A 25,867-nucleotide genomic window follows, 5' to 3' on the forward strand; every position below is an offset into this window, starting at 1 on the left:
ACGCCGCCCGCCAGCGGGGGAGTTGCATGGATCGTCCGATCACCCAGCCGCCGCTCCCCGGTTCGGCCGCGCGCTTCGCCCCCCGGTTCGGCACCCGCTCATTGCTGACGGTCGATACGGAAGAAGAATTCAACTGGGCGGACCCCTTCACCCGCGACGGGCACGGACTGATGCACGTGCCGCGGATCGCCCGCTTCCAGGAGTTCTGCGAAGGGCTGGGGGTGGTGCCGGTGTACCTCGTCGACTGGCCGGTCGCCACCTCGCCGCTGGCGATCGACATCATCGGCAGCGCGGTCAAGGCGGGCCGCGCCGAAGTCGGCGTCCAGCTTCACCCATGGGTCAATCCGCCCTTCGATGAAGAGGTGAGCGTCCACAACAGCTATGCCGGCAACCTTCCGCCGGCGCTCGAGCGCGCCAAGTTCCTTCGGCTGCGCCGGCAGGTCGAGCAGGCATTCGAGACTACCCCGCTGATCTACCGGGCGGGCCGTTATGGGCTGGGGGCCGAAACCGCCGCCATGCTCCGCGATGCAGGGGTGCCGATCGACACCTCGGTGCGGGCGAACTTCGACTATCGGGACGGCCAGGGTCCCGATTACAGCCGCCATCCACTGGCGCCGTACTGGGTGGACGAGGCGCGTGAACTCCTCGAATTGCCCCTCACCACCGTTTATTGGGGAATGCTGCGGCGGCAGGGCCGCTGGGTGCATCCGCTGCTGCGCAAGTTACCGAGAGTGGCCGGCGCGTGCTCGCGGTTCGGCGTGCTCGAACGGATTGCGTTGACCCCCGAAGGCGTCACCGCCGAGGAAGCGCTGCGCGGCATCGACATGGCGCTGGACGATGGCCTGCCGCTGCTGGTGCTGAGCTTTCACAGCCCGTCGCTGTCACCCGGCCACACACCCTACGTCCGCACCGAAGCCGACCTTGATCGGCTGTATGACTGGTTCCGCCGCGTTTACATGTATCTGGACATGCGCGGAGTGGCTCCCACCAGCGTCAGCGAGATCATCTCCACCGCCGAGCGTTGAGCCGCTTGCCAGCGTGCAGCCCTGCGTCTACCGCCCCGCGCACCGGCTTTGACCGGACCGGCCCGTCCGGTTCGGCCAGGGGGCCTGTAGCTCAGCGGTTAGAGCTGGCCGCTCATAACGGCTAGGTCGCGGGTTCGAATCCTGCCGGGCCCACCACCGGCGCCTTTCAAGGCGTGCCAGGTGGCCGGCATCGATGGGTCGGGGAGTGGCGCAGTCCGGTAGCGCGCTTGCTTTGGGAGCAAGATGTCGCAGGTTCGAATCCTGTCTCCCCGACCAATCAACCCAGTGAGAGCAGGATAAAAACCGGCTCGGCTAAGTGCGCGGCGTTGCCGTGCGCTCGATCCACTGAGCGAACGCGTCGATGAAGGTCTGGAAGAACGTCTCGGTCCCCTCCTTCACGATACCGCCATCGTCGCCGAACAGGTTGAACCCGTCGCCGACATAAGCCTCCGGCTGTTGCAACGTCGGCATGTCGAGAAACACCAGCGCCTGGCGCAGATGATGGTTGGCGCCGAAGCCGCCGATGGCGCCGGGGGACACGCTCATGATCGCGGCGGGCTTCTTGGCCCACGCGCTGCTGCCATAGGGGCGCGAACCCACGTCGATCGCGTTCTTGAGCGCGCCCGGCACGGACCGGTTGTATTCCGGCGTCACGAACAGCACCGCGTCGGCCGCGCCTACCTCGCGGCGGAAACGCTGCCACGCATCGGGCGCGCCGGCTTTCTCCACGTCTTCGTCGTACAGCGCGAGATCGCCGATCTCGACGATCCGCAGCGTCAGGTTGGCAGGGGCGAGCCGCGCGAGCGCCAGCGCGGCTTTTCGGTTGACCGATTCCTTGCGCAAGCTGCCCACGATCACCGCCACGTCAAATTGCTGCGCCACTATTGGTTGCTCCTGCAAGAAAGTGTGCCCGTCCGCTGACCGAACGCGCGGGCGGGCGGGTGTTTCCGGCGCCGTTCCCGGACCCGCTTGCGCGATTTTTGTGCCGTTCCCGCAGGATCACCGCCGAGGGAGCAACGCGCCCGGACTTTACAGGTCAGCGCGTTCATGAGCACCACGCGAAACCAGCGCGGGATGCTAACGGAAACGCCGCGCTACGCCCCCGGGGTGATCGCGTCGGCTTCGTTCGCGAGGATGCCGACCACCTGAGTCCAAACGCCGACATTCTGCCGCAGTTGCACCGGATCCACCTTGTCCAGCGTGTCGTCAGGCGTGTGGTGCAGGTCGAAATAGCGGGTGCCGTCCTGCTGCAGATCAAGGATGGCTGACTTCGATTCGCGCGCCAGGTTCAGGTCCGCCCCGCCGGTGGCCACCTCCTGCGATGGCGCTACCCCGAAACGCGCGACGGCCTTGGCCAGGCGCTGATAGAGCGCGGGCGCGGATTGCGTGAAGTTGCTGTCAAGCCGCCAGATCCGGTCGGCGCCAAAGTCGCTTTCGATGCCGGCGTGGATCGCCTCGCCCCGGTGGGCCGCGGCGTAGGCACGGCTGCCCCACAGGCCGGTCTCCTCCGCCCCGGCGAACAGCAGCCGGATGGTGCGCAAGGGCCGGTCGCCGCGCGCGATCTGCTTGGCGGCGGCGGCGATGATCCCGCAGCCTGACGCGTCATCGATCGCTCCGGTGCCCAGGTCCCAGCTATCGAGATGGCACGCGATCAACACCGGCGGTAGCTTAGGATCGCGGCCGGTGATTTCGGCCACCACGTTGCCGCTGTCGGTTTCGCCCACCGCGCTGGGGGTCAACGTCAGTTTCATGCGGATCGGCTTGCCGCGGGCGAACATCCGCTCGAGATTGTCGGCATCCGGGTTGCTCAGCGCGCCGGCCGGGGTTGGCGTAACGCCCTCGGCGAAGGTGGTACCGCCGGTATGCGGCGTGCGGTGGTTCTCCGTCCCGATGGAGCGGATCACGGTCGCGACCGCGCCCTTGCTCGCGGCGAGGCTGGCGCCGGTCCACCGCGCAGGGCCGGCAAATCCGTATCCGGAGCCATCCTGCGTCGGGCGCATGTCGTGGCTGATGAAGGCGATCTTGCCCGCCAGGCTGCCCGCCGGGGCCGCGACCAGGTCGGCATACGTGGGGAAGTACGCCACTTCCGCCGTGAGGCCCGCCGCCCCGGTCGAGGCCGAGTTGCCGAGCGCGGTGATCTTCATCGGCTGGGCGAAGGTGCCGACGATCTCGGCGCGTTCCTCGCCCCGCACCCAGGTCTGCATCTTGTAGGGTTCGACCTTCACGCCCGCGAAGCCGTTGGCCTTGAGCCACTTCACCGCCCAGTCCCGCCCGCGCGCTTCCGCTTCGGTGCCGGCCTGGCGCGGACCGACTTCGGTGGTGATCCCTTCGACAAAGTCCCATGCGACCCGGTCGTTCTCCAGCGCGTCATCGGCCAAACGCTCGAGCGAGAGCGGCGGCGGCGCGGCAGACGCGGCGGTTGCGGCGAGGAGCGACAGCGCGGCGAGCGCGGAGAAATGCGACTTCATGCCCGCGCTGCTAGCGCCTCGCATCGGCGGTGCCAACCCGCTTGCCCCTCCCCGCCCCAACCCCTATCTGGCGGCCAACTTTCAGACACACTCTGCTTTTTTTGAGGACCACCGATGGCCGCCCAGTACGCATACGTCATGAAAGGCATGACGAAGACCTTCCCCGGTGCGCCCAAGCCGGTGCTGAAGGACATCAACCTGCAGTTCTACCAGGGCGCCAAGATCGGCATCGTCGGCCCCAACGGCGCGGGCAAGTCGACCCTGATCAAGATCATGGCCGGGATCGACAAGGACTACACCGGCGAAGCGTGGGCGGGCGAGAACATCACCGTCGGCTACCTGGAGCAGGAACCGGAACTCGATCCGACCAAGACCGTGCTGGAAAACGTCAAGGACGGGGCGCGCGAAACCGCCGACATGGTCGAACGGTTCAACGCCATCGGCATGGAAATGGCCGAGGAGGGCGCCGATTTCGATGCGCTGGGCGCCGAGATGGCCGAACTGCAGGACAAGATCGACGCGGTCGACGGGTGGACGCTCGACAACCAGCTCGAGATCGCAATGGAAGCGTTGCGCTGCCCGCCGGGCGACATGGGTGTGGAAAGCCTCTCGGGCGGTGAAAAGCGCCGCGTCGCGCTCACCCGCCTGCTGATCCAGAAGCCGGGCATCCTGCTGCTGGACGAGCCGACCAACCACCTCGACGCCGAAAGCGTCCAGTGGCTCGAAAACCACCTCAAGGAATACGCCGGCGCGGTGCTGATGATCACCCACGACCGCTATTTCCTGGATAACGTGGTCGGCTGGATTCTCGAGCTCGATCGGGGTTCGTACTACCCGTACGAGGGCAACTATTCGACCTACCTGGAGAAGAAGGCCAAGCGGCTGGAGCAGGAAAGCCGCGAGGAATCCGGCCGCTCCAAGGCGCTCAAGGACGAACTGGAGTGGATCCGCCAGACCCCGGCCGCGCGCCAGACCAAGTCCAAGGCGCGTATCCGCAAGTTCGAGCAGCTGCAGGAAGCGCAGAACAACCGCAAGCCGGGCAAGGCCCAGATCGTCATCCAGGTGCCCGAGCGCCTCGGCGGCAAGGTGATCGAGGCCAAGGGCATCTCCAAGGCCTATGGCGACAAGCTCTTGTTCGAAGACCTGAACTTCATGCTGCCCCCCGGCGGCATCGTCGGCGTGATCGGCCCGAACGGCGCCGGCAAATCGACGCTGTTCAAGATCCTCACCGGCAAGGAGACGCCCGACAGCGGCACGGTGGAGATCGGCTCGACCGTCCACCTCGGCTTCGTCGACCAGAGCCGCGACGATCTCGATCCCAAGAAGAACGTGTGGGAGGAAGTGTCCGATGGCCTCGATTACATGAAGGTCAACGGCCACGACATGTCGACGCGCGCCTATGTCGGCGCGTTCAACTTCAAGGGCGCCGACCAACAGAAGAACGTCGGCAAGCTGTCCGGCGGTGAGCGCAACCGCGTGCACATGGCCAAGATGCTCAAGGCGGGCGGCAACGTCCTCCTGCTCGACGAGCCGACCAACGATCTCGACGTCGAGACGCTGGGCGCGCTGGAAGAAGCGATCGAGAACTTCGCCGGCTGCGCGGTGGTCATCAGCCACGACCGCTTCTTCCTCGATCGCCTGGCGACGCACATCCTGGCGTTCGAAGGCGACAGCCACGTCGAATGGTTCGAAGGCAACTTCGAGGCGTACGAGGAAGACAAGCGCCGCCGCATGGGCGATGCCGCAGATCGGCCGACGCGGCTCGCCTACAAGAAACTGACGCGGTAGAATTGGCAGCAACGCGCCTGCCTGCATACTGCCGGGTATCGGCCCATTGCCGACGTTCCGTAGAAGGTGCTTCGAACACAGGTGACGATGCCAGAGACACCAAGCAGCGTTAGGACTGGGCTCCCTTCTCGATGGGTTCGAGGCCTGCGCTGCGGGTGGCTGCAAACATCTGCGGCATCGCCAGCGCGTCAAACCCATAGGGGTCGGGGCGGAACTGGACGCTTGTGCCGCTGAGCATCACGGTAAGGTAAGTCATCAATACAGGGACTGGCTTCGGCAGCTCGAGAACTTGCTCAGCTGCCGGCCCGGGCTGCGGAACACCGCCGTACACCCACGATGCGAATCGGCGATAGTCCTCCAGCCGAACACAACCATTGCTCAGCCAGCGGTCCTTTGAGTCGAACACTTCCTTGGTCGGGGTATCGTGGAGATAGATGCCGTAGTCGTTCGGCATCTCGAATTTCATCTCACCCATCGAATTCCACGGCCCGGGCAGCTGGCGCACGCGGATGTTGCTCTTGCCCGCTGCGACCTGCTTCCAGTTGATGGTCTTCGGATCGACCACCTGGGCAGCGGGCGTCCAATCGGACAGCACCTCGTAATGAAAGTTCTTCAAGTAGGAGACGCCCTGATTGAGCACGCGCTTGGCCGTCACGGTCTGGATCATGTCCGGCGGCACGTTCCAGTACGGATTGGCCTTCGCGCGCTGCATCAGAACCGCTAGCATTGGCGTATTGGTCTTCGGCGCGCCCACGATCACGCGCATGCTGTCCACCACCTTGTCACCCTGAACGAGGTATGCTTCGGCCGCGCCTGAATCGACCACCACATATCGGTCGAACGTGCGGGTGACCGGCAGGCGGTAGGCACGTTCCATGTTGATTGCGATCCGGCGAGCATAATGATCCGCGCCCAAGTTGAGCGAGGCGATCGTCGACCGGCCAGCAACGCCATCGGCGTCAAGGCCATGCACGCGCTGGTACTCGGTCACCGCGCGCAAAAGCGTCTCGTCATAGCCGCCCCCTTCAGGCAGCCCTAAGCGGGTCCGAAGCTGCTCCACGCGCCTTCCCTTGGAGCCCGCCTTCAGCGGACCGCCCGCGGCAACCTTGATCTGCGGCAAACCGCCCCAACTTGTTTTGTACCGTTCGAGACCGCCCGCGAGGCCGAGGAAAACCGAGTTAGGTTCTTTCCCTCGCGTCTCTTCGCGACCCTTGAAGATGCGCTGAAGCCAATTTCGCGGCTTTTGCTTCGGCTTCGCAACTTCAGCCATCTGCGGATCGACATAGATGAAGTCGATCCCCTGCTTAATCGAAGCGGGGATCGCGATCGGCTCATCGCCTCGCGGATTCGCCGCCAGCGGGCTGGCGGCCATTAATGCGGCGGCACCCAAGAGCAGACTGATTTTCATGCAGTTTTTCTCCAGGCTGCGATCAGCCTCTGACCAGGTCCTACGGCATTGGAATTTCAGTAGGCTGAACCCGATGACCGCAACGTTGACCGCTTTCTACCCGTTTCTGGACATGCGCGGCCGACTGTTTCGCCCCTGAAGCGGTCAGAATGCGAAGCGGGCGGATAGCTGCCCGACCACAGCAGCCGGCTGATCAGCTGTATGCTTCATCCCGCGAGCCATTTGGGATTTCGGACGATCTGTGCTAGTTCATCCACATCGCGGTCGATCTGAATAAGCGCCCCGCGACTGAGAGATTGTTTGTGCTCCCGCTTGTGACCGGAGCGACAGATGGATCTCAACCGCCTTTATTTCGATCATCAGGCGTCGCTGATCGCGGCTGACCGGACCTGTTCCAACGACAAGCGGTCTGCCCATCTGCTCAGCGCGGCGGCCATTGCCGACCATATCGCCGTTGCGCAGGCCGCGCTTGGCGCGGAAGCGTCCGCCTGGTGGTCCACGCCCGCCTTACCTGAGGCCAAACGCCACCGCGGCGCATGGCAATGCTGGTGACGCCCATTGATCGCCCGATCGTCATCTTAACCCCCAACGCGCAAAGGTGCCGCCCATGAAGCCCGATAAAGCCTACGTTCCCCTGAAACCGTTCCTCATCACCAAGAATGACGACGGCATGATCCGCCTGACGGTGCGCGAGACGCGATACAACAGCCAGGGTTATCCGCTGGTCACCGCGACCGTGGTCGACCAGGCGTTCGAAACCGCGACCAAGGCGCGCCAGCATGCGGCTGCGGAGTTCCGCGCGAAGCCCGGCGAATTCGCGATGAAGTAAGCCGGGCGACCGGCCGCCCGCTCAGGCGGCCTGGTCGATCGCCCCGTCATACGCCGCCCGGTTCGCGTGGATCTGTGGCAGGTGCGCGAATGTCCAGTCCGCCAGCGCCATCACCGGCACGGCAAGCGATCGGCCGAGCGCAGTCAGGCGATATTCCACCGATGGCGGCACCGTCGGGTGGACGATGCGTTCGACCATCCCGTCGCGCTCCAGCGTGCGCAGGGTGCGAGTCAGCATCTGCTGGCTGATCCCGCCGACTTCGCGCTTCAGTTCGTTGAAGCGGCAGGCTTTGCCCTCCAGCGACTTGACGATCAGCACGGTCCACTTGTCGCCCACGCGGCTCAACAGTTCGCTGACCGCGCGGCAGTCCGGGTTGGCGTGGGGATGCGGAGAGGTAGTCATATCGGTGTGACCTGGTCAGCAATATTTGCGTTCTTGCGGCTCTGATGTGGTCACTTATGTGGTGCTGGTCAACATTCCAGACCGGAGTTTCTGCAAATGACCATCCTGCATCTCGACAGCGCCATCACCGGCGAGGCGAGCGCCAGCCGCGAACTGACTGCCGCCATCGCCCGCGAACTGACCGCCGCTGATCCGCAAGCGCGTGTCGTCTACCGCGACCTGGCCGCCGCGCCGATCGAGCACCTGACCCTGCCCGCGTTCGCCAGCGAGGAATCGCAGTCCGCAGTGGCGGAGTTCAAGGCGGCCGACACGGTGGTGATCGGCGCGCCGATGTACAACTTCGGCGTGCCCAGCCAGCTCAAGGCATGGATCGACCGGATTGCCATCGCCGGCGAAACCTTCCGCTATACCGAAACCGGCGCGGCCGAAGGACTGTCGGGCGACAAGCGGGTGATCGTCGCGGTGGCGCGCGGCGGGCTTTATGGTGAAGGCAGCGGCCAGGCCGCCTTCGAGCATGTCGAAAGCTATCTGCGCGCGGTGTTCGCGTTCATCGGCGTGACCGACCTGACCTTCGTCGTGGCCGAGGGGCTCAAGGTCAGCGAGACGGCGCAGGCCGAGGCGATCGCCGGCGCGCATCACGACATTCGCCGGCTCGCACCGCTGGCTGCGTAAGGGCGCGGGGTTCCCGCTTTCCTACATCCGCCGGCGCTTGCTAGCGAGGGCTCACCTCAGGCCCCGTCTGCTTTCAGCGCGAGCGGACGGGCGCAAGAGCGGGAAGATTTTTGGTGCCATGGACAGTGTGACACGTGTGACACTTTGGCCGTATCGTTCAGTTTCGCGACAGCCAGGATTAACTAGAAAACGACTCATCGACATACGGCCGCAGGTGGTGGAGCGGCTTCTTCGATCTGGAGAACGCCCGTGAATATCAAGACCCTTCTGCGCACCGGAAGCGCCGCGGCGATTGCTGCTGCCCTGTCGTTCGGCGCCCTCCCTACCATCGCCCATGCGCAGGACGAGGACGGTTACAAGAACCGCCGCGCCGAACAGCGCGAAGTCCGTACCGAGGCACGCCAGGCGCGCCAGCAGCAGCGGGCCGCCCAAGCTCCGCAGCAGGCTCCGCAGCGGTCGTACCAGGCCCCGCAGCGCCAGGCCGCTCAGGCGGCACCGGTGGCGCAACAGCGCAGCGGCCGCGACTGGAACCGCGGTGATCGGCGCAGCGACACCGGCACCGCGCGCTCAGGCCGCGAATGGAACCGCAGCGGCGGCGACTGGCAGGCGCAGGCTCAAGCCCGTGCCCGTGCCCAGGCGCAGGCACAGGCGCGCGCTCAGGCCCAGACCACGGGCCGCGATCGCTCGGGCTGGAACGGTCGCACGGGTAGCACGAACAACACCTGGGAGCGCAACCGGACCTACACCGACAACACGCGCAACCAGACCTACCGTGACGGCTATCGCGACGGGCGCCGGGTCGACAATGTCCGCGACCGGCAACAGACGCAGAACGCGTATCGCAGCGGCTATCGCGACGGTGACCGCAACGACAGCTGGCGCGACGGGCGCCGGGACGGCAACTACCGCGACAATCACCGGACGTGGAGCCGCGACTGGCGGCGGGATAACCGTTACAACTGGTACAGCTACCGCAACCAGTACCAGGATCGGTACCGGCTGGGTCGCTATTACTCGCCGTACAACAACTATCGCTACAACCGGCTGAGCATCGGCTTGCGCCTTGGCAGCCTGTTCTACAGTAACCGCTACTGGATCAACGATCCCTGGCAGTACCGCCTGCCGGAAGCTTACGGCCCGTATCGCTGGGTGCGCTACTACGACGATGCGCTGCTGGTGAACGTCTATACCGGTCAGGTTGCTGACGTGATCTACGACTTCTTCTGGTAACGGACGCGCTCTTCCCGGGTGGGATTGAGTGGCCTGTCCGGGAAAACTGGACCCCCGTCAGCTTCGGCCGGCGGGGGTTCTTTTCCGCCAACTCAGCCGCGGGGATTGCCGAACGGTAGCATCCGCCACAGCGTGCCGTCCTTGTCCCAGAACGTGTGCTTCAGCGCGCCCGCCACATGCAGCGCGATCAGCCAGACCATCGCCCCGCCCAGCGTTTCGTGGATCTCGAACAGCGTCTCGCCAGTGTCGGGATTCCGGCCCAACGGCAGCGCGGGTATCTGCACCAGGCCGAACCAGTCCACCGGCTTGTCGAACGCCGAAGAACCCAGCCAGCCGAGCAGCGGCAATCCCACCAGCAGCACGTAGAACGTCACGTGCACGGTCTTGGCAAGGACCCGCTCCCATGCCTTGAGATCGCCCGTTCGCACCACCGAAGGATGCGCCAGCCGCCAGGCGAGCCGGACCAGCGTCAGCGCCAGGATGGTCATGCCGATCGCCTTGTGCGTCGCCATCAGGCTCGCGCCCGCTTCGCGCGGGCCATCGTGGGCGCTCTCGGCGAGCCGCCAGTTGACGATCACCGCGATCGCGATGACCCAGTGCAGCAGCATTGCCACCCCGGAATATCGCGCGCCTTGCTCCGCCTGCATCAGTGCCTCCCCTCTCTGTCCTGTCGCGCCACACTAGCTCCGGCTTTGCGGGCGGCAAGCCGATTGCTAGGACGCACACCATGCCGACGACCGAACTGATTCCCGACAAGGACGCCCTGCGGCGAGTGGGCGAAACCGTCCGCGCCCGGCTGGCAGCCGATCCGCGGGTGTACAAAGTGCCCACCGAAAAGGCGGAGATCTTCGCGGTCGGCGATTTCATCACTCCGTCCGAATGCCAGCGGCTGATGCGGATGATCGACACCGTCGCGCAGCCGAGCAAGCTGTACGACCAGGATTATTCGACCGGGTTCCGCACCTCGTATTCCGGGGACCTCAACGGGCATGACCCGCTGGTCAAGGCGATCGGCCGGCGGATCGACGACCTCCTGGGAATCAACGGCATCTGCGGCGAATCCATCCAGGGCCAGCGGTATTATCCGGGGCAGGAATTCAAGCCGCACAACGACTGGTTCTACACCAGCGAGGATTACTGGAAGACCGAGCGGAAGCGCGGCGGCCAGCGCAGCTGGACTGCGATGGCGTTCCTCAATAACGTGGACAAGGGCGGCGAGACCCACTTCGTGGAGGTCGGCGCCAAGATCGAACCCAAGGCCGGCGTGCTGATGGTGTGGAACAACGCGCTGGCGGACGGCTCACCCAACGAAAACACGCTGCACGCTGGCACTCCGGTGCTGGAGGGCGTAAAGTACGTCCTAACCAAGTGGTACCGGACCCGCCGCCACAGCTAGTCGGTGGTTTTGCGCACCTCCTGCGCCACCTCCTCGATGGAATCCTCCGCCTTTTTCGCCTCGCGGATCGCCAGGTGGACCATCTTGTCCAGCTTACGTGACAGCCGCACGATCTCAAGCTGGGTGCGCAGGTTCACTTCGTAATCGTGCCGGGCGGTGATCCGGTCCTTCTTCGACTGCCGGTTCTGGCTCATCATGATTACCGGCGCCTGCATCGCGGCCAGCATCGACAGCATCAGGTTGAGAAAGATGTACGGGAACCGGTCGAAGACCGGCACGCCGTAAACGTAACCGGCGTTGATCAGGACCCACGCCAGCAACACGCAGGCGAAGAACAGGATGAAGCCCCAGCTTCCGCCGACGCGCGCCACCCGGTCCGCCAGCCGGTCGCCGAAGGTGGATGCGATCTGCGCCGCTTCATCGGCATCAAGCTGCGAATAAGTTCCTGCGGCCACCCGGCAGATGACCGCCTGCTCCTCGTCATCAAGCTCGTGCAGTTCGCGGCCCAGCAGTTCGCGCGCAAGCGTTTCCGGGTCGGCCGCGCCGATCATGCGGGCGAAGTCTGGACCAGTACCTCCGCGATCAGGCGGCGGGTGTTGTCCACTCCGTATAGCGCGATGAAGCTGCCCATTCTGGGCCCCTGGTCGCTGCCCAGCAGCGTTCGATACAGCGCCTGGAACCAGTCCCGCAGCGAGGTGAAGCCGAATTCCTCGCGCTTGCCGATCTCGTACACCATCGTCTGCAGTTCCTCCGCCGAAGCATCGCTGCCAAGCATGGCAAGCTGCGCGTCCAGTTCCCGCAGCGCGGCCGCCTCGTTCTCGCTCGGCGCCCGGCGATGCAGCCCCGGCGCCACGAGGTCGCGGTTGTAGGCGAGCGCGGTGGTGACCAGCTTGTCGAGTTCGGGGTGCGCGGCGGGATCGGCATCAGGGACATAGTTCTCCAGATACGACCACACCTGCTCGCGCGTCGCTCCTGCGCCGAGCACGCCCACGAGGTTGAGCAGCAGCGCATAGGTCACCGGCACCGTGTCGCCCGCTCCCGTCCGCGCGGGATCGGTCGCGCCCAGCAAGTGCCACACCGGGTTGCCGAGCTGCTTGTCGAGCGGCTGTTCGGCCAGCGCGGCGCGAAACTGCCAGTAATCGTCCACCGCGCGCGGGATCACGCCGGGGTGCAGGCTCTTGGCGCTCTTGGGATTGGGGAAGATGTACAACCCCAGGCTCTCCTCGGTGCCATAAGTCAGCCATTCGTCGATCGTCAGGCCATTGCCCTTCGACTTGGAGATCTTCTCCCCATTGGCGTCGAGGAACAGCTCGTAGATTAGTCCTTCGGGCTTCCGGCCGCCGAGCACCTGGGCGATCTTGCCTGACTGCACGCCGCTGTCGGTCAGATCCTTGCCGTACATCTCGTAATCGACGCCCAGCGCGACCCAGCGCATCGCCCAGTCGACCTTCCACTGCAGCTTGGCCCGCCCGCCGAGGATCGACTGCTCGACCGTGCGGCCGGCGTCCTCGAAGCGGATCATGCCGGCATCGGCATCGACCACCTCGATCGGCACTTGCAGCACCACGCCGTTGAGCGCGCTGACGGGTAGCACCGGCGAATACGTCCGCCGCCGCTCTTCGCGCAGGGTCGGCAGCATGATGTCCATGATGGCGTCGTAATTTTGCAGGACATTCTTCAGCTCGGCATCGAACGCGCCCGAATTGTACCGGTCGCTGCCGGCGACGAATTCGTATTCGAACCCGAACCGGTCGAGGAACGCGCGCAGCATCGCGTTGTTGCGCCCCGCGAAGCTGTCGTTCGTGCCGAAGGGATCGGGGATGCGGCTGAGCGGCAGGCCGAGATGGCGGGTCAGCATCTCCTTGTTGGGGACGTTATCGGGCACCTTGCGCAGCCCGTCCATGTCGTCGCTAAACGCGATCAGGCGGGTCGGCGCGCCGCCGGTCAGCGCCTCGAACGCGCGGCGCACCAGCGTGGTGCGAAGCACTTCCTGGAAGGTGCCGATGTGCGGCAGGCCGCTGGGGCCATAGCCCGTTTCGAACACCACCGGCTGGCCATCCGGGCGGCGCCCCTCGGGATAGCGCTTGAGCAGCTTGCGCGCCTCCTCGAACGGCCAGGCCTTGGATACGCGGGCGGCTTCGGTCAGGGCATCATCGATCATCGGGGCTTCATTTAGTGAAACGGCCGCGGACGCAAGGGCAAGCGGCCCGCCGCGGCGGGGCTTGTGTCACACGTGTCACACTGTCCTCGGCGCAAATATCACAGTCTGCGCGAACGGCGCCGGATCGCTGGGCATGACGGGTGCGAACAGTTGCATGTTTAGATTCTAGGCGGCCAGTACGGCTGTAGGAAAGCCGTGTTTACTTTTCGTTCCACGCTCCGCATGGATTGCCAGGTGAGCGCGCTGCTGCCCCTCCCCGCCCTCCACGCGAGCCATGCCGGCATCTGGCTGCGCGACCGCGAAGTGACCCGCGGGTGCGGCAAGGGCGATGCGGTGATGGCGACGGCCGACACCCCGCTGCTGCTGCTCAACGCGCCGCTGGTCGCGACACGGCTCGGCTATCCCGACCTGTCGGGCCTGGATCTGCTGGAGCTGTTCGCTTTCGTTCACCCCGCGCGGTTCGCGGTGCCGACGCCCAAGGGGCTGGCGCATGCGCTGGGGCTGGACGAGCCGGCGGCCGACGACGCGGTGCCGGCGTTCCTGCAGGCTGCCGCGGGCAAGCTGATCGCCACCTGCGAAAGCGCCGACTGGCCCGAGCGCGAGGGCGCGTGGTCCACTCTCCAGTCGCTGGTCCGGCTGCGCTGGCCGTGGGCCCAGGTACTCGTTCCCCATGTCCGCAAGCCCGAACGCGCCGAGCGCTGGCTGTTCGCGCGGCTGCCCGAGTGGGAGGAAGCGCCCGAGCGCCCCGCCCCCGGTCACGTGCTGATCGAGGAGGAGGAGGTCGAGGGCCGCCTCGCACGGCTGACCGGCGAAGGCGCCGAACATCGCGCCGGCCAACGCCGCTACGCGCGCGAAGCGGGCGCCGTGTTCGCGCCGCGGCCGAAGCGCGGGGTGCCGCATGTGCTTCTGGCGCAAGCCGGTACGGGCATCGGCAAGACGCTGGGCTATCTCGCACCGGCGCATCTGTGGAGCGAGAAGTCCGGCGGCACGGTGTGGGTCAGCACCTACACCAAGAACCTCCAGCGCCAGCTCCGCCGCGAAAGCGGGCGTGCGTGGCCGCAAGCGCGTGCGGACGGCACCCGCCCGGTGGTGGTGCGCAAAGGGCGTGAGAACTACCTGTGCCTGCTCAATCTGGAAGACGCGCTGCAGGGCGGGTTCGGCGGGCGCGCGGCGATCCTGGCCCAGCTCGTCGCGCGGTGGGCGGCGTTCAGCCAGGACGGCGACATGATCGGCGGCGACCTGCCCGGCTGGTTGGGCACGCTGTTCCGCAAGCGCGGGATCGCCGCGCTGACCGACCAGCGCGGCGAATGCGTCTATGCCGGGTGCCCGCATTACCGGAAGTGCTTCATCGAGCACGCCGCGCGCGCCTCCGCGCAGGCCGACCTCGTCATTGCCAACCACGCGCTGGTGATGGTCAACGCAGCGCGCGGGCGTGATCATGCGCAGCGCCCCACGCGGATCGTGTTCGACGAAGGGCATCACGTGTTCGAGGCGGCGGATTCTACCTTTGCCGCCGCGCTGACCGGGGCCGAGGCGATCGAGCTGCGCCGGTGGATCGTCGGTCCGGAAAAGCAGTCGCGCGGACGGCGGCGCGGGCTTGCCGCGCGGCTGGCCGATGTCGCCAGCTATGATGACGCGGGCGGCGCCGCGATCGAGGCGGCGCTGGAGGCGGCGCAGGCGCTGCCGAGCGAAGGCTGGCTGCAGCGCCTGGTCGAAGGCGTGCCGGCGGGACCGGTCGAGGCGCTGCTCGGCGCGGTGCGCGCGACGACCTATGCCCGCGACGAAAGCGGCGGGCAGGAAGCGGGTTACGGCATCGAGACCGAGGCCGCCGGCCTCGATGGGCCGGTGGTGGAGCTGGCCGCGCAAGCCGCCGGTGCCCTCGCCGCGATCCGTTCTCCCCTGATGAAGCTGGGGGGCCGGCTGGAGGCGGTGATCGCCGATCCGCCCGACTGGCTGGACGGGCAAGGCCGCGCCCGGATCGAAGGCGCGCGTCATTCGCTGCAATGGCGCTGCGACCTGCTCGCCGCGTGGGAAGCGCTGCTGGACCGGCTCGGCGGGCCGGGCGACCCCGAATTCGTCGATTGGCTGGCGGTGGAGCGCAGCGATACGCGCGAATTCGACGTCGGGCTGCATCGCCACTGGCTCGACCCGATGAAGCCGTTTGCCCAGGTGGTGCTGGAGCCGGCGCACGGGGTGATGCTGACCAGCGCGACGCTGAAGGACGGGCCGGACTGGGACGCGGCGGTCGCGCGCAGCGGGGCACGGCATCTCGACGCCCAGCCGCGGTTGAGCGAGGCGGAGAGCCCGTTCGATTACGCCAGCAACGCCGAAGTGCTGATCGTCACCGACATCCAGCGCGGCGACGTTCCGGGGCTGGCAGGCGCATACGGCCGCATCATCGAGGCGTGCGGCGGCGGGGTGCTGGGGCTGTTCACCGCCATCCGCCGCCTGCGCGCGGTACACGGCCGCATCGCCGACCGGCTCGCGCGTTCGGGTTTGCCGCTCTATTCGCAGCACGTCGATCCGATCGACACCGGCACGCTGGTCGATATTTTCCGCGACGATCCCGCCGCCTCGTTGCTCGGCGCCGATGCCTTGCGCGACGGGGTTGATGTTCCCGGGCGGAGTCTCAGGTGCGTCGTCATGGAACAGGTCCCCTGGCCGCGCCCGACCATCCTGCACCGTGCGCGCCGGGCGGCGGGCGGCGGCAGCGCGTATGACGACCGCATCATCCGCGCGCGGCTGGCGCAGGCGTTCGGGCGGCTGATCCGGTCCAAGGACGACCGCGGCCACTTTGTCGTCCTGTCGCCTGCGTTCCCCAGCCGCCTGTTGCCGGCCTTCCCCGCCGGCACGCCGGTGATCCGCTGCACGCTCGACGAGGCTTTACAACGCCTCGCATCCGGTGTTTCGGGCGCGCAAGAGTCGGCCGAAGCGGCCGCTGACGGGATCACTTAACCTGCCCAAGCTGCTCGGCCTCCTGCGCCACGCGAAGTCCGATTGGGACGACATCGGGATGCGCGATTTCGACCGCGGGCTGAACGACCGAGGCCGGCGCGGCGCGGCGCTGATCGGCGCGCACATCCGCGATCACGGCGTCAAGTGGGACGCGCTGATCGCCAGCCCCGCGGCACGGGTTAAGCAGACGCTGGAGGCCGCGCTGCTGGGGATCGAGCCGCGCTATGACAAGCGGCTCTACCTCGCCGATGTCGAAACCCTGCTGGATGTGCTGCGCGAGGCGGGCGACGCGAAAGCGGTCCTGATCGCGGGGCACAATCCGGGCTTGCAGGACGTGCTGTTCGCGATGGTCGCCCCGGCGGCCGAGAACGAGCTGTTCGATGAAGCCACGGTCAAGTTTCCTACCGCGTCGTTCGCGGCGCTTGAACTGGCGATCGACGACTGGGCCTCGCTGGAAAAGGAACGCGGCAAGCTGGTCCACTTCGCCCGGCCGCGCGATCTCGATCCGGCGCTGGGGCCGGAAAGCTAGACCCGGTTGCCGTAAAGCCGCAGCCCGATCGCGGCGAGCACCGTCAACGCCAGGCACGAAGCGAACGCGTACGCCGCCGTGCCTGCCCAACCAAACGCGTCGTATACCGCGGTGCCGGCCACGCTGCCGACCGCGCCGCCGACGAACATCAGCACGATGTAGATCGTGGTCAGCCGGGTGCGCAGCGCGGGATCGAGCGCGAGGAAGGTCATCCGGGTGGTGACGTCGATCGCCGGACCGACGATGTTGCCCAGGATCAGCGGGATCGCCAGCAGGATCAGGTTGCCGCTGAAGGGATAGAGCAGCGCGACGCCGGCGGTCTGGGCCACGGCGAACCACAGCCGCGCCCGCCGTGGGCCAACGCGATCGGCCAGCCGGCCCCACATCGGCGTGGTGAACACGCTGATCGCGGCAAACCCGGCGAGGTAACCGACCACGTCGGTGCCGTAACCCATCTCGGGCGAGGTGAGATACAGCGCCAGGCCCAGCCACAAGGCGATGAACTGTCCAAAGCCGATCCCCTGGATCGCGCCGGACAGCAGGATTTCGCGGTGGGTCCGCGCCAGGCCAATCAGCGAGCCGAGCAGCGTCAGGTAACCGAGCCCCTCCTTGCGCGCCGCATCGGGTTCGGCGCGCATGATCCGCGGCATCGCCAGGGTGATTGCGATCATTGCCGCGCTGGCGATCCAGTAAACGGTGCGCCAGCCGAAATGCTCGGCCACCACGCCGGCGCCGACCCGCGCCACCAGGATGCCGAAGATGACCCCTGCGGTGAGGATCGCGGTCACATGGCCGAGCCGTTCCGGCGCGACCCGCTTCGAGGCATAGGCCGGCAGCAGATAGGGCGCGACCGTGAAAAAGCCGAGCACGGTCGATCCGGCGACAAACAGGGTGAACCCTTGCGCGAACGTCATCACCAGCAGGCCCACCGTCTGCCCGCCGGTGAACAGGATCGTTAGCAGGCGATTGGAGTACCGGTCGCCCAGCGGCAACAGCAGCAGGATGCCGACCGCCACGGCCAGCTGGTTGAGCGCCGGAGCGATCCCGATCCGCGCGGTGCTGACGCCGAAATGCTGGGCCACCTCGCCGATGATCGGGTGGATGTAATACGCGTTGGCGGTCACCACGGCGGCGGCCACCGCGAGCAGATATTCCTGAGTTCGCGTGAGATGGCCGGTCATGCCCGGCGGCCTGTCGGGGCGGTTTTGGCGCGGGTCAACCGGCGAAATCGTTGGCGCTGCTAAAGCAGCGTGCCCTGGCGTTCAGCCGGCGCCGCTGGTTTCGGCCGGCCGACCCAGAGTTCGGCGGTCTTTTCGGTGTGCAGTTCAAGGTCGCAGGTCTGCACCAGGCGCAGCGCCTCGTCCGCCGTGCCGTCCAGCCACTGGCCGTATTGCTCGCGGGTCAGGATCACCGGCATCCGGTCATGCACCTCGGCCATCTGGCTGCACGAATCCGACATGACCATCGTATAGGCATGACCCCATTCCGCGGTCGGGCGCCACAGGCCGGCGACCGCGAACAGGTCGTGGCCCGCCAGCCGGTACCAGGTGCGCGTCATCCGCCCCGCCTCGCCCTCCGCCTCGGCCCATTGGGTCACCGGGATCAGGCACCTGCGGTTCACGAAGCTGTCGCGCCAGAAACCGGTCAGCAGCTTGTCGTCGCGCGCGTTGTTGACCGGCTTTGGCTTCAGCGGCTGGCCTTGCTTGCCCTTCAACACCACCGGAAAGCCCCACGCCATCTGGCGCAGCTGGCCCTCGGCGATCACCAGGCCAGGATACCCCGGATAGACTTCCTCGCCGAAGTTGGCGCCGACAGCCCCGTTGGTAACGGCGAACATCCTGGCGACCTCGTCGGCGCCCTTGGTCATGCGATAGAGGTTGCACATCAGGCGTTGGTCTCAAGCGTTTCCGGCGACGAAGCAGGCCGCGGCAACGAGCGCCCCGGCAAAGCGGTTGGAGCGGAAACGCGCCAACGGGTTCGCCGGGTCCGCCGGGTTCAATGTCACCACCTGCCAAGCGAGGTGCGCCGCCGCCGGCGCGAGCGCGAGCAAGGCGATCGGGTCGCCGCGCAGCAACCATAGCGCTAGGCACCACAGCATCACCGCGGCGGCATAGAACAGCGCGACGCCCGTCTTGACCCGCGCGCCCAGCCGTAATGCACTGGAGCGGATGCCGACCAGCGCATCGTCCTCGCGGTCCTGCAGCGCGTAGATCGTGTCGTACCCCATGCACCAGAAGAACGCGCCCGCGTAGAGCACGCCCGCCACCTCCAGCCGGTCGCCGCGCAGCGCCACCCAGCCGACCAGCGCGCCCCAGGTGAACACCAGCCCCAGCCACGCCTGCGGCCACCAGGTGATGCGCTTCATGAACGGATACGCCGCCACCAGCGCAAGGCTCGCCAGCGCGACCAGCTGCGCCTGCCACCTCAGCTGGAGCAGCACCACCAAGCCGATCAGGCACAGGACCAGCAGCCACGCCCACGCCAGTCTTGTGGATACCCGCCCGCTCGCTACCGGCCGGCTGGCGGTGCGCGCCACGCGGGCATCAAGTTCGGCATCGACGATATCGTTGTACACGCACCCCGCGCCGCGCATCGCGATGCTGCCGAGCAGCAGCCACAGCACCAGGCCGATCTGCCACCCCGCGCCCGCCAGCCACACCCCCCAGGAACAGGGCCAGAACAACAGCCACCAGCCGATCGGCCGGTCGAATCGGGCCAGCATCGCCAGATCGCGCGGGCGCTGCGGCAGGCGCGCCACCAGCCCCCCGTACTCACTGTCAGGAACTTGTTCGCTGTCAGGGACGATCGCATCCGCCATGGCTTGTTCCCTACCGCCGCGCATGCCACCTGCAAAGCGATGACCCCGCCGCACCTGCCACAGGTCCCCGCCTGGCCGCCCCGATCGACCCCGCGGCTGTTTGTCGACCAGCCCCTGGCAGTGGGTGCCGAGGTGCCGCTCGACGCCGGCCAGTTGCGCTACCTGCGCACCGTGCTGCGGCTGAAAGTCGGCGACCCGGTCCGCCTGTTCGACGACCGCACCGGCGAATACGTCGCCCGGCTGGAAGAGCGGTCCTCCGTCACCATCGACAGCTTGCTGGCCGCCCGCGAGGAAGTCCCCGACCTGTGGCTGTGCGTCTCACCGATCCAGCGCGACAACTTCGCATTGGTGGCGGAGAAAGCCTGCGAGCTTGGGGTGCGCCAGTTCGTGCCGGTAGAGATGCGCCGGACGCAGATTCGCCAGATCAACGCGTCCCGCCTCACCAAGCGAATGATCGAGGCGGCCGAACAGTGCGAGCGCACCGCCCTGCCGCAGGTTGAACCTCTTGTGCGGCTGGATAAGCTCCTCGCCGAGTGGCCTGCCGAGCGCACGCTGTTCTTCTGCGACGAGCGCGGCGGGGAGCCGGCGGCGCCTGCAATGGCAGCTCGACCCGGTCCGGCCGCCATCCTGATCGGCCCCGAGGGCGGCTTTGACGACAGCGAGAACGCGGCGATCCGCAGGCTGCCTCAGTCGGTGCCGATCTCGCTCGGTCCGCGAATCCTTCGCGCCGAGACTGCCGCCATCGCAGCCGTTTCGCTGTGGATGAGCGCGGCGGGTGACTGGCGCGATTAATTCGCTGGCGCGGTTCAAGCGGGTTTTCTAGTGCAACCTGCATGAGCACGCGGCAGGCCTCCGACGCCAACGATCCGATCATCTACAGCCGCGACCAGCTCGTGGAGCCCATGGCCAAGGGCGAGAAGCCCAAGGCGAGCTGGCGCATCGGTACCGAGCACGAGAAGCTGGTATATCGCAGGAGCGACCACGCCGCCCCCAGCTATGACGAGCCCGGAGGTATCCGCGACATCTTGCTGCAAATGCGGGAGTTCGGGTGGAGGCCGGTTGAGGAAGGCGGCAAGGTCATCGCGCTTACCGGCCCGGACGGCGCGGTCAGCCTTGAGCCGGCGGGTCAGCTTGAACTGTCCGGTGCACCGCTGGAAACGCTGCACGAAACCTGCGCCGAGACCGGGCGGCACCTCGATCAGGTCAAGGCCATCGGAGACCGCTGCGGTGTGGGCTTCCTCGGCCTGGGCATGTGGCCCGACAAGACCCGCGCCGAACTGCCGATCATGCCCAAGGGCCGGTACGAGATCATGATGCGGCACATGCCCCGGGTCGGCACCCTGGGCCTCGACATGATGCTGCGGACCTGCACCATCCAGACCAATCTCGACTATTCGAGCGAGGCCGACATGGCGCAGAAGTTCCGGGTCAGCCTGGCGTTGCAGCCGCTGGCGACCGCGCTGTTCGCCAATTCGCCGTTCACCGAAGGCAAGCCGAACGGTTACCTCAGTTACCGCAGCCACATCTGGTCCGATACCGATCCGCAGCGCACCGGGATGCTGCCGTTCGTGTTCGAGGACGGCTTCGGCTACGAACGCTACGTCGACTACATGCTCGACGTGCCGATGTACTTCGTGTTCCGCGACGGACGCTACATCGATGCCTCCGGCCTCAGTTTCCGCGATTTCCTTGACGGCAACTTGTCGGTGCTGCCGGGCGAGAAGCCGCGGCAGTCGGATTGGTGGGATCACCTGTCGACCGCCTTTCCCGAGGTGCGGCTCAAGTCGTTCCTCGAAATGCGCGGCGCGGACGGTGGCCCCTGGAACCGCATCTGCGCGCTGCCCGCGCTGTGGGTCGGGCTGCTGTACGACCAGGGCGCGCTCGATGCCGCGTGGGATCTGGTCAAGGACTGGACGATGGACGAGCGTGAGGCGCTGCGCAACGCGGTGCCGAAGCTCGGCCTCGACGCGCCATTGGGTGGCGGGCGCACGTTGCGCGATATCGCGCCCGAGGCGCTGCGGATCGCCCGCGCGGGGCTGGCGGCGCGCGGCAAGCTGAGCAGCGGCGGCGACAACGAAACGGGGTTCCTGAGCCCGCTCGACGACATCGTGGCAAGCGGCAAGGTTCCGGCCCAGCGGCTGCTCGATCTGTATCACGGTGAATGGGCGGGCGATCTGACCCGCGTGTACGAAGAAAGCTTCTAAGGAGGGGATGCCCCGATGATCCTGATTGCCGGAACGGTGCGAGTTGCTGCAGGCGGGCTCGACAAGGTGCGCGATGCGATGGAGACGGTTCTCAGCGCCACCCGCGCGGAAGATGGCTGCATCCAGTACGCCTACGCCCGCGACGTGCTCGACCCGGATCTGATGCACGTGTCGGAGCTGTGGCGCGACATGGATGCGCTGAAGGCGCACGGCGCGGCGCCGCACATGAAGATCTGGGGGTCCGCGATGCGCGAGGCCGGCGTCCTGGAACGCGATCTCAAATGGTACGAGGTCGGCGAAGGCACCCCGCTCTAGCGGGTCACTCCGCCGGCAGGGGAAGCGCGCCGCCGCGCGGCCGCAGCAAGCATTTCAGGCGCACCAGCGGGGCGGTGATCAGCCCGTGCTCGCTCATCCATGTGTGGTACGCGCGGTACTTGGGGTCTTCGGCCCACAAGTGCTCCTCCTCCGTGCGCGCGCGCCAGAAATAGATCGCGTTGACCGCGGCCAGGCACACCGTGTTGCGGATGGTGTCGGTGAGCGACCCGTTCGTGACGAGGAACGGCAGGGTGGAGGCCCACCAGAACGCGTTCTTCGACAGGTACGCCGGGTGGCGGGTGAAGCGATAAGGGCCGTTCGTCAGCACGCCGCGATAGGTAAGGTTGGAGAACCGCAGGCCGAAAGCGAAGGTTGCCCAGGCATAGATCGCGGTCAGCGTCACCAGCAGTCCGGCCCACAGCCACATCAGCCCCGGGTGAGCGGCAAGCCAGACGGTCCAGTTGGCATCGCCCCTGCCCGGCGTGCCGAACTCATACCCCAGGATGCCGTTGCCCAAGAAGCCGTAGACGAACGGCGGATAGCATATCAGCGCCGCGACCCAACCGGCGAGCAGCGGATTGCCGCTGCGGATATGCGCGTCGAGCGGGCGGAACGTGACGAGATAGCCGACCGCGCCGATCTGCACGTCGATCAGAAACAGTAGGGTGATGAGCGCCATGCCCAGCGCCGCGGGATTGCCCAGCATCGCGGCGTAATCGGCATTGACCGCAGCCTGCCAACCGGCGGGCAGGATCGAGATCATGAACGCGCCGAAGAACCCCTTGATGATCCACGCGCGCCAGTGCCGCTTCACCTCGGCCGCATCGAACGGCTGGCCCAACAGCATCGCGCCAAAGTGCCACGCATGATCGCGGGGGTTCACCATGTAGCGATCCAGCCACGCAACGTACGGCACCGCGAGAACAAACAGCGGGATGGCCGCCGCCTTCAGCACGCCCATCGCGAACAGGTACGGCTCGGCCCAGTACCACCGGGCGAGGCAATACACGCCGGCGATGACCAGCCAGGTCGCCCACAGCGCCAGCAGCTTGACCGCCGAAACCGGCCACGTCTCGCGCAGCAGCTTTTTGCGCGACCAGTCGATGCCGGTCGAGGCGCGGCGGTGCGCCTTGTCGATCACCAGCGTGGCGACGATCATCGGCAGCACCGACCAGACCATCGCAGCCAGCGCGGCGTATGGCCCGTCCATCCGCAACCGTGGACCGGGCACACCAAAGGAAGCGGCGACCTCAGGCCAATGGCGGCAGATCAGGAACCAGGCGAACAGCCCGGCAAGACCTGCCAACCCTACCCACGCCGAGACATCACTCGGCGGGCGGTGGGATACGGCGGGACGATCGGGCGCGCTCATTGGCGCCCGGCATTACCCGCTAACGGTTAACAGTGCGGCAAAGCGCGAACGGGTCAGCGGTATGCGTGGATCGTGCCGCCGTCATCCAGCACGTAGAGCGTGTTGTTCGCGACCACCGGGGCCAGGCTGACGGGTGACTTGACCGTCTGGAACAGCGTTGCCGACCCTTCGGCCGGACTTACGCGATGGATTTGCCCTGCGGAATTGGCGACCCACAGGTTGCCTCCGGCCAGCACCGGCCCGGTCCAGAACAGCGGATCCTTCTTCTTTTCCGCGTTGCGCCATTGGCCGAGGTCGGTGATCCAGCGCACCTTGCCGGTGCCGCGGGCGATCGCCAGCAGGCGCGCGTCGTCGGTCAGCGTGAAGATCCACTCGCCCGCGACCGCGGGGGTGGAAATCCCCGCGAGGTTGAGTTCCCAGATGCGCTGGCCGGTGACCAGTTCATACGCCGCCATGCGCCCGCCCTGCCCCAGGGCATAGACGCGGCCGGAATCGATGATCGGATCGGCGTCGATGTCGGTCAGTGCGCCGACCTCGGTCGAGATCGAGGTCCTGGCAAGCGCGTCGGCCCACAACGAGCGGCCGTTTTCGTACCGGTACGCAACCAGTTCGCCGCTGGAATAGCCCGCGATGACCGTCCCTTGCGCGGCGGCCGGCGCTGCCACCCCGAACACGCCGGTTTGCGCGCTGGAGCCGGATTCGGTCCATTGCAGCTTGCCGTCGCCGCTGGAGAGCGCGAAAATCTGGTTGTCCTGCGTCATCACATAGACCGAACCGAACGCCACGGTGGGAGCACCGCGCAGCGGCCCACCGGGCTTGACCTTCCAGATCTGGCTGCCGTTCGAGGCATCGAGCGCGAGCACTTCGCCCACGCCGTTGGTGACGTAGACCCGGCCGGAATCGTAGCTGACCCCGCCGCCGAAATTGGACGAGCTGACATTGCTCGCGACCTCGGCGGTGTGGGTCCAGCTGCGCGCGCCGGTCTGGGCATCGAACGCGTGGACCACGCCCGCGCTGTCCTGCACGAACAGCATCCCGCCGCCGATCACCGGCGCAGCGGCCAGCCGCCGGCGCTGCGTCGATCCGGGGATCTGCGCGCTCCACGCCTGAGACAGGTTTTCGCCCAGCGCCAGGTGGCCGTAGGACTTGGCCGCGGTGCCGCCTCCCTGCGCCCATTCGGTGTTGGCCGAAGCTGGCGGGAGCACGACCGAAACGCCGGCCAGCGCCGGGTCGATCTTCACGCCTTCAATCCGCGACAGCACCGGGATGCGGTTGCCGACCGTGGGCGTGACTTTCTTGTCCTTGCCGCCGAACAGCCCGCCGCCACACGCCGACAGCCCCAGCGCCAGTGCCAGGGTCAGCGTCGCGCGCCCGGCTGTTGATAGAGCCTTGGCAGTGGTCATCGGCGGTCGGTTCCTTGTTTTAATCATTCGCCGGCGGCTTGCGGGCGGTTGAGCACTGTGTCGACATCATCGATCGCGTCTACGCCCAGCAAGCCGGCCATCTGACGGGTGCGGGACCTGAGCGTTTCAGAGGTCCCCTTGTCCTTGGCGATCGCAGCGAACAGCGCGCCGGCTTCGGCGGTGTTCCCCTGGTCGAGATACGCCATGGCGACGAGTTCCCCGGCAGGTCCGAACCAAGCGTTGCCCGGCACCGCCAGCGGCTTCAGCCGGCCGATCACGTCAGCCGGCGCGAGCCGGTCATAACGGGCGGTTACCCCGCGGATCGTCGCCAGATCGCGCAGCGCCTGGGGCGCATCGCCGTCGGCGGCGACCGCATCGTAAAGCTTGACGGCGTCATCGGGTTTGGATTGCTCCATGGCGATCCCCGCCTTGAGCATCTGCGCGGCCGCCTTCGCACCATCCGTTCCATCGGCAATCAGCGGGTCGAGCGCGGTCGCACCGCTTTCCAGATTACCGCGTTCCACCTGATCGAGCGCGCCGACCAGCGCTTCGGAATCGCGTTCCCGCGCAGCGTCCTGCCGGCTGTTCCAGAACAGGTAGGCGGCGAACAGGGCAAGGACCACCACGACCGCGATCAGCGCCGGGCGGCCATAGCGCCGGGCCGCATCGGCGTACTGGTCCTGCCGCACGGCATCGTCCACCTCGCGCAGCAGAACGTCGTTCTGCGCTGCCGCGGCGCGTGCGCGCTTGTCGTCAGGAGCAAGTGATTTGTCGGGGGTCAGGGCCAAGCGCGTGATGCCGTTCGTTTATGTAATGCCATGCGATCCGCCAACCGGTCGCGCGGGCGTCTTTACCTTAAGGACAGGCCAATTCAACTTGCAAACCGGATGCG

The 25,867-nt window shown here is 66.8% G+C and carries 25 protein-coding genes and 2 tRNA genes; 14 read left to right on the forward strand and 13 right to left on the reverse strand.

Annotation, left to right across the window (positions count from 1 at the left end; genetic code table 11):
* The first annotated feature begins 26 nt into the window (after positions 1-26).
* The 3 genes from C0V74_RS05075 to C0V74_RS05085 all read left to right on the forward strand — a co-directional run bounded on the left by C0V74_RS05075 (position 27) and on the right by C0V74_RS05085 (position 1,301).
* Positions 27-1,025, forward strand: coding sequence for a polysaccharide deacetylase family protein (locus C0V74_RS05075; RefSeq protein WP_143250892.1), 999 nt, complete (start codon positions 27-29; stop codon positions 1,023-1,025).
* Positions 1,026-1,105: 80 nt separating this feature from the next.
* Positions 1,106-1,181: transfer RNA gene (locus C0V74_RS05080), tRNA-Ile, on the forward strand.
* A 43-nt stretch (positions 1,182-1,224) separates the two neighbouring features.
* Positions 1,225-1,301: transfer RNA gene (locus tag C0V74_RS05085), tRNA-Pro, on the forward strand.
* Between the two features lie 36 nt (positions 1,302-1,337).
* On the opposite strand, the gene C0V74_RS05090 is transcribed toward C0V74_RS05085, so the two are convergent.
* Positions 1,338-1,907 carry an NAD(P)H-dependent oxidoreductase gene (locus C0V74_RS05090; protein WP_143250893.1) on the reverse strand — a complete coding sequence of 190 codons (570 nt, stop codon included), beginning with the start codon at positions 1,905-1,907 and terminating at the stop codon, positions 1,338-1,340.
* A gap of 212 nt (positions 1,908-2,119) precedes the next feature.
* Complete coding sequence (locus tag C0V74_RS05095; protein WP_143250894.1) at positions 2,120-3,493, reverse strand: M20/M25/M40 family metallo-hydrolase; 1,374 nt, start codon at positions 3,491-3,493, stop codon at positions 2,120-2,122.
* A gap of 114 nt (positions 3,494-3,607) precedes the next feature.
* Here C0V74_RS05095 and ettA point away from each other — a divergent pair, with 114 nt between their 5' ends.
* Positions 3,608-5,281, forward strand: a complete 1,674-nt coding sequence (gene ettA / locus C0V74_RS05100; protein WP_131624294.1) for an energy-dependent translational throttle protein EttA — start codon at positions 3,608-3,610, stop codon at positions 5,279-5,281.
* 109 nt (positions 5,282-5,390) lie between these two features.
* On the opposite strand, the gene C0V74_RS05105 is transcribed toward ettA, so the two are convergent.
* Complete coding sequence (locus tag C0V74_RS05105; protein WP_143250895.1) at positions 5,391-6,689, reverse strand: L,D-transpeptidase family protein; 1,299 nt, start codon at positions 6,687-6,689, stop codon at positions 5,391-5,393.
* A gap of 330 nt (positions 6,690-7,019) precedes the next feature.
* Here C0V74_RS05105 and C0V74_RS05110 point away from each other — a divergent pair, with 330 nt between their 5' ends.
* Together C0V74_RS05110 and C0V74_RS05115 are read left to right on the forward strand one after the other, a co-directional pair.
* On the forward strand, positions 7,020-7,241 hold the full coding sequence (locus tag C0V74_RS05110) for a hypothetical protein (protein ID WP_143250896.1): 222 nt from the start codon (positions 7,020-7,022) through the stop codon (positions 7,239-7,241).
* Between the two features lie 55 nt (positions 7,242-7,296).
* A complete protein-coding gene (locus tag C0V74_RS05115) occupies positions 7,297-7,518 on the forward strand; it encodes a hypothetical protein (protein ID WP_131624288.1) in 222 nt (73 codons plus the stop codon).
* 21 nt (positions 7,519-7,539) lie between these two features.
* On the opposite strand, the gene C0V74_RS05120 is transcribed toward C0V74_RS05115, so the two are convergent.
* Entirely contained in the window at positions 7,540-7,920 is a 381-nt protein-coding gene (locus C0V74_RS05120; protein WP_143250897.1) for a helix-turn-helix domain-containing protein, read from the reverse strand.
* Between the two features lie 96 nt (positions 7,921-8,016).
* Between C0V74_RS05120 and C0V74_RS05125 the strand changes: the two genes are divergently transcribed.
* Together C0V74_RS05125 and C0V74_RS05130 are read left to right on the forward strand one after the other, a co-directional pair.
* The gene (locus tag C0V74_RS05125; protein ID WP_143250898.1) at positions 8,017-8,592 is read left to right on the forward strand and encodes an NAD(P)H-dependent oxidoreductase; all 576 of its coding nucleotides are present in this window, start codon (positions 8,017-8,019) and stop codon (positions 8,590-8,592) included.
* Between the two features lie 249 nt (positions 8,593-8,841).
* Positions 8,842-9,822 (forward strand): RcnB family protein, encoded by a 981-nt coding sequence (locus C0V74_RS05130; RefSeq protein ID WP_246844971.1) that lies wholly within the window; start codon positions 8,842-8,844, stop codon positions 9,820-9,822.
* 92 nt (positions 9,823-9,914) lie between these two features.
* Here C0V74_RS05130 and C0V74_RS05135 read toward each other — a convergent pair whose 3' ends face one another.
* Entirely contained in the window at positions 9,915-10,469 is a 555-nt protein-coding gene (locus C0V74_RS05135; protein ID WP_143250899.1) for a cytochrome b, read from the reverse strand.
* Between the two features lie 80 nt (positions 10,470-10,549).
* Here C0V74_RS05135 and C0V74_RS05140 point away from each other — a divergent pair, with 80 nt between their 5' ends.
* The gene (locus tag C0V74_RS05140) at positions 10,550-11,218 is read left to right on the forward strand and encodes a 2OG-Fe(II) oxygenase (protein WP_143250900.1); all 669 of its coding nucleotides are present in this window, start codon (positions 10,550-10,552) and stop codon (positions 11,216-11,218) included.
* Here the strand turns inward: C0V74_RS05140 and C0V74_RS05145 are convergent.
* Positions 11,215-11,769 (reverse strand): DUF1003 domain-containing protein, encoded by a 555-nt coding sequence (locus tag C0V74_RS05145; protein WP_143250901.1) that lies wholly within the window; start codon positions 11,767-11,769, stop codon positions 11,215-11,217. The genes C0V74_RS05140 and C0V74_RS05145 overlap by 4 nt on opposite strands.
* Positions 11,766-13,379 carry a lysine--tRNA ligase gene (locus C0V74_RS05150; RefSeq protein ID WP_143250902.1) on the reverse strand — a complete coding sequence of 538 codons (1,614 nt, stop codon included), beginning with the start codon at positions 13,377-13,379 and terminating at the stop codon, positions 11,766-11,768. The genes C0V74_RS05145 and C0V74_RS05150 overlap by 4 nt, the downstream gene beginning before the upstream one ends.
* 234 nt (positions 13,380-13,613) lie before the next feature.
* Between C0V74_RS05150 and C0V74_RS05155 the strand changes: the two genes are divergently transcribed.
* Positions 13,614-16,334, forward strand: coding sequence for an ATP-dependent DNA helicase (locus tag C0V74_RS05155; protein WP_246844972.1), 2,721 nt, complete (start codon positions 13,614-13,616; stop codon positions 16,332-16,334).
* Between the two features lies 1 nt (position 16,335).
* Positions 16,336-16,863: a histidine phosphatase family protein gene (locus tag C0V74_RS05160; RefSeq protein WP_143252172.1), complete on the forward strand. Its 528-nt coding sequence runs from the start codon at positions 16,336-16,338 to the stop codon at positions 16,861-16,863.
* Here C0V74_RS05160 and C0V74_RS05165 read toward each other — a convergent pair.
* The 3 genes from C0V74_RS05165 to ubiA are packed head-to-tail and all read right to left on the reverse strand — an operon-like array spanning position 16,860 to position 19,681.
* Positions 16,860-18,044 (reverse strand): MFS transporter, encoded by a 1,185-nt coding sequence (locus C0V74_RS05165; RefSeq protein ID WP_143250903.1) that lies wholly within the window; start codon positions 18,042-18,044, stop codon positions 16,860-16,862. The genes C0V74_RS05160 and C0V74_RS05165 overlap by 4 nt on opposite strands.
* Positions 18,045-18,103: 59 nt before the next feature.
* Positions 18,104-18,748, reverse strand: a complete 645-nt coding sequence (locus C0V74_RS05170) for an SOS response-associated peptidase family protein (protein ID WP_143250904.1) — start codon at positions 18,746-18,748, stop codon at positions 18,104-18,106.
* A gap of 12 nt (positions 18,749-18,760) precedes the next feature.
* On the reverse strand, positions 18,761-19,681 hold the full coding sequence (gene ubiA / locus C0V74_RS05175; RefSeq protein WP_143250905.1) for a 4-hydroxybenzoate octaprenyltransferase: 921 nt from the start codon (positions 19,679-19,681) through the stop codon (positions 18,761-18,763).
* Positions 19,682-19,735: 54 nt separating this feature from the next.
* On the opposite strand from ubiA, the gene C0V74_RS05180 reads away from it, so the two are divergent.
* Genes C0V74_RS05180 through C0V74_RS05190 form a run of 3 tightly spaced genes read left to right on the forward strand, consistent with a single transcriptional unit; the run spans position 19,736 to position 22,200 of the window.
* Positions 19,736-20,473, forward strand: coding sequence for a 16S rRNA (uracil(1498)-N(3))-methyltransferase (locus tag C0V74_RS05180; RefSeq protein ID WP_143252173.1), 738 nt, complete (start codon positions 19,736-19,738; stop codon positions 20,471-20,473).
* A 41-nt stretch (positions 20,474-20,514) separates the two neighbouring features.
* Positions 20,515-21,885 carry a glutamate--cysteine ligase gene (locus C0V74_RS05185; protein WP_143250906.1) on the forward strand — a complete coding sequence of 457 codons (1,371 nt, stop codon included), beginning with the start codon at positions 20,515-20,517 and terminating at the stop codon, positions 21,883-21,885.
* A 15-nt stretch (positions 21,886-21,900) separates the two neighbouring features.
* Positions 21,901-22,200 (forward strand): putative quinol monooxygenase, encoded by a 300-nt coding sequence (locus tag C0V74_RS05190; protein ID WP_143250907.1) that lies wholly within the window; start codon positions 21,901-21,903, stop codon positions 22,198-22,200.
* A 4-nt stretch (positions 22,201-22,204) separates the two neighbouring features.
* Here the strand turns inward: C0V74_RS05190 and C0V74_RS05195 are convergent, their stop codons facing one another.
* From C0V74_RS05195 to C0V74_RS05205, 3 genes are read right to left on the reverse strand one after another with little or no spacing between them, the layout of a single operon-like run.
* Positions 22,205-23,572: an isoprenylcysteine carboxylmethyltransferase family protein gene (locus tag C0V74_RS05195; RefSeq protein WP_143250908.1), complete on the reverse strand. Its 1,368-nt coding sequence runs from the start codon at positions 23,570-23,572 to the stop codon at positions 22,205-22,207.
* A 53-nt stretch (positions 23,573-23,625) separates the two neighbouring features.
* A complete protein-coding gene (locus C0V74_RS05200; RefSeq protein ID WP_143250909.1) occupies positions 23,626-24,975 on the reverse strand; it encodes a PQQ-binding-like beta-propeller repeat protein in 1,350 nt (449 codons plus the stop codon).
* Positions 24,976-24,998: 23 nt separating this feature from the next.
* The gene (locus tag C0V74_RS05205) at positions 24,999-25,763 is read right to left on the reverse strand and encodes a tetratricopeptide repeat protein (protein ID WP_143250910.1); all 765 of its coding nucleotides are present in this window, start codon (positions 25,761-25,763) and stop codon (positions 24,999-25,001) included.
* Positions 25,764-25,867: the final 104 nt, after the last annotated feature.

This window comes from Altererythrobacter sp. TH136, assembly GCF_007065885.1.
Lineage (GTDB): Bacteria > Pseudomonadota > Alphaproteobacteria > Sphingomonadales > Sphingomonadaceae > Tsuneonella.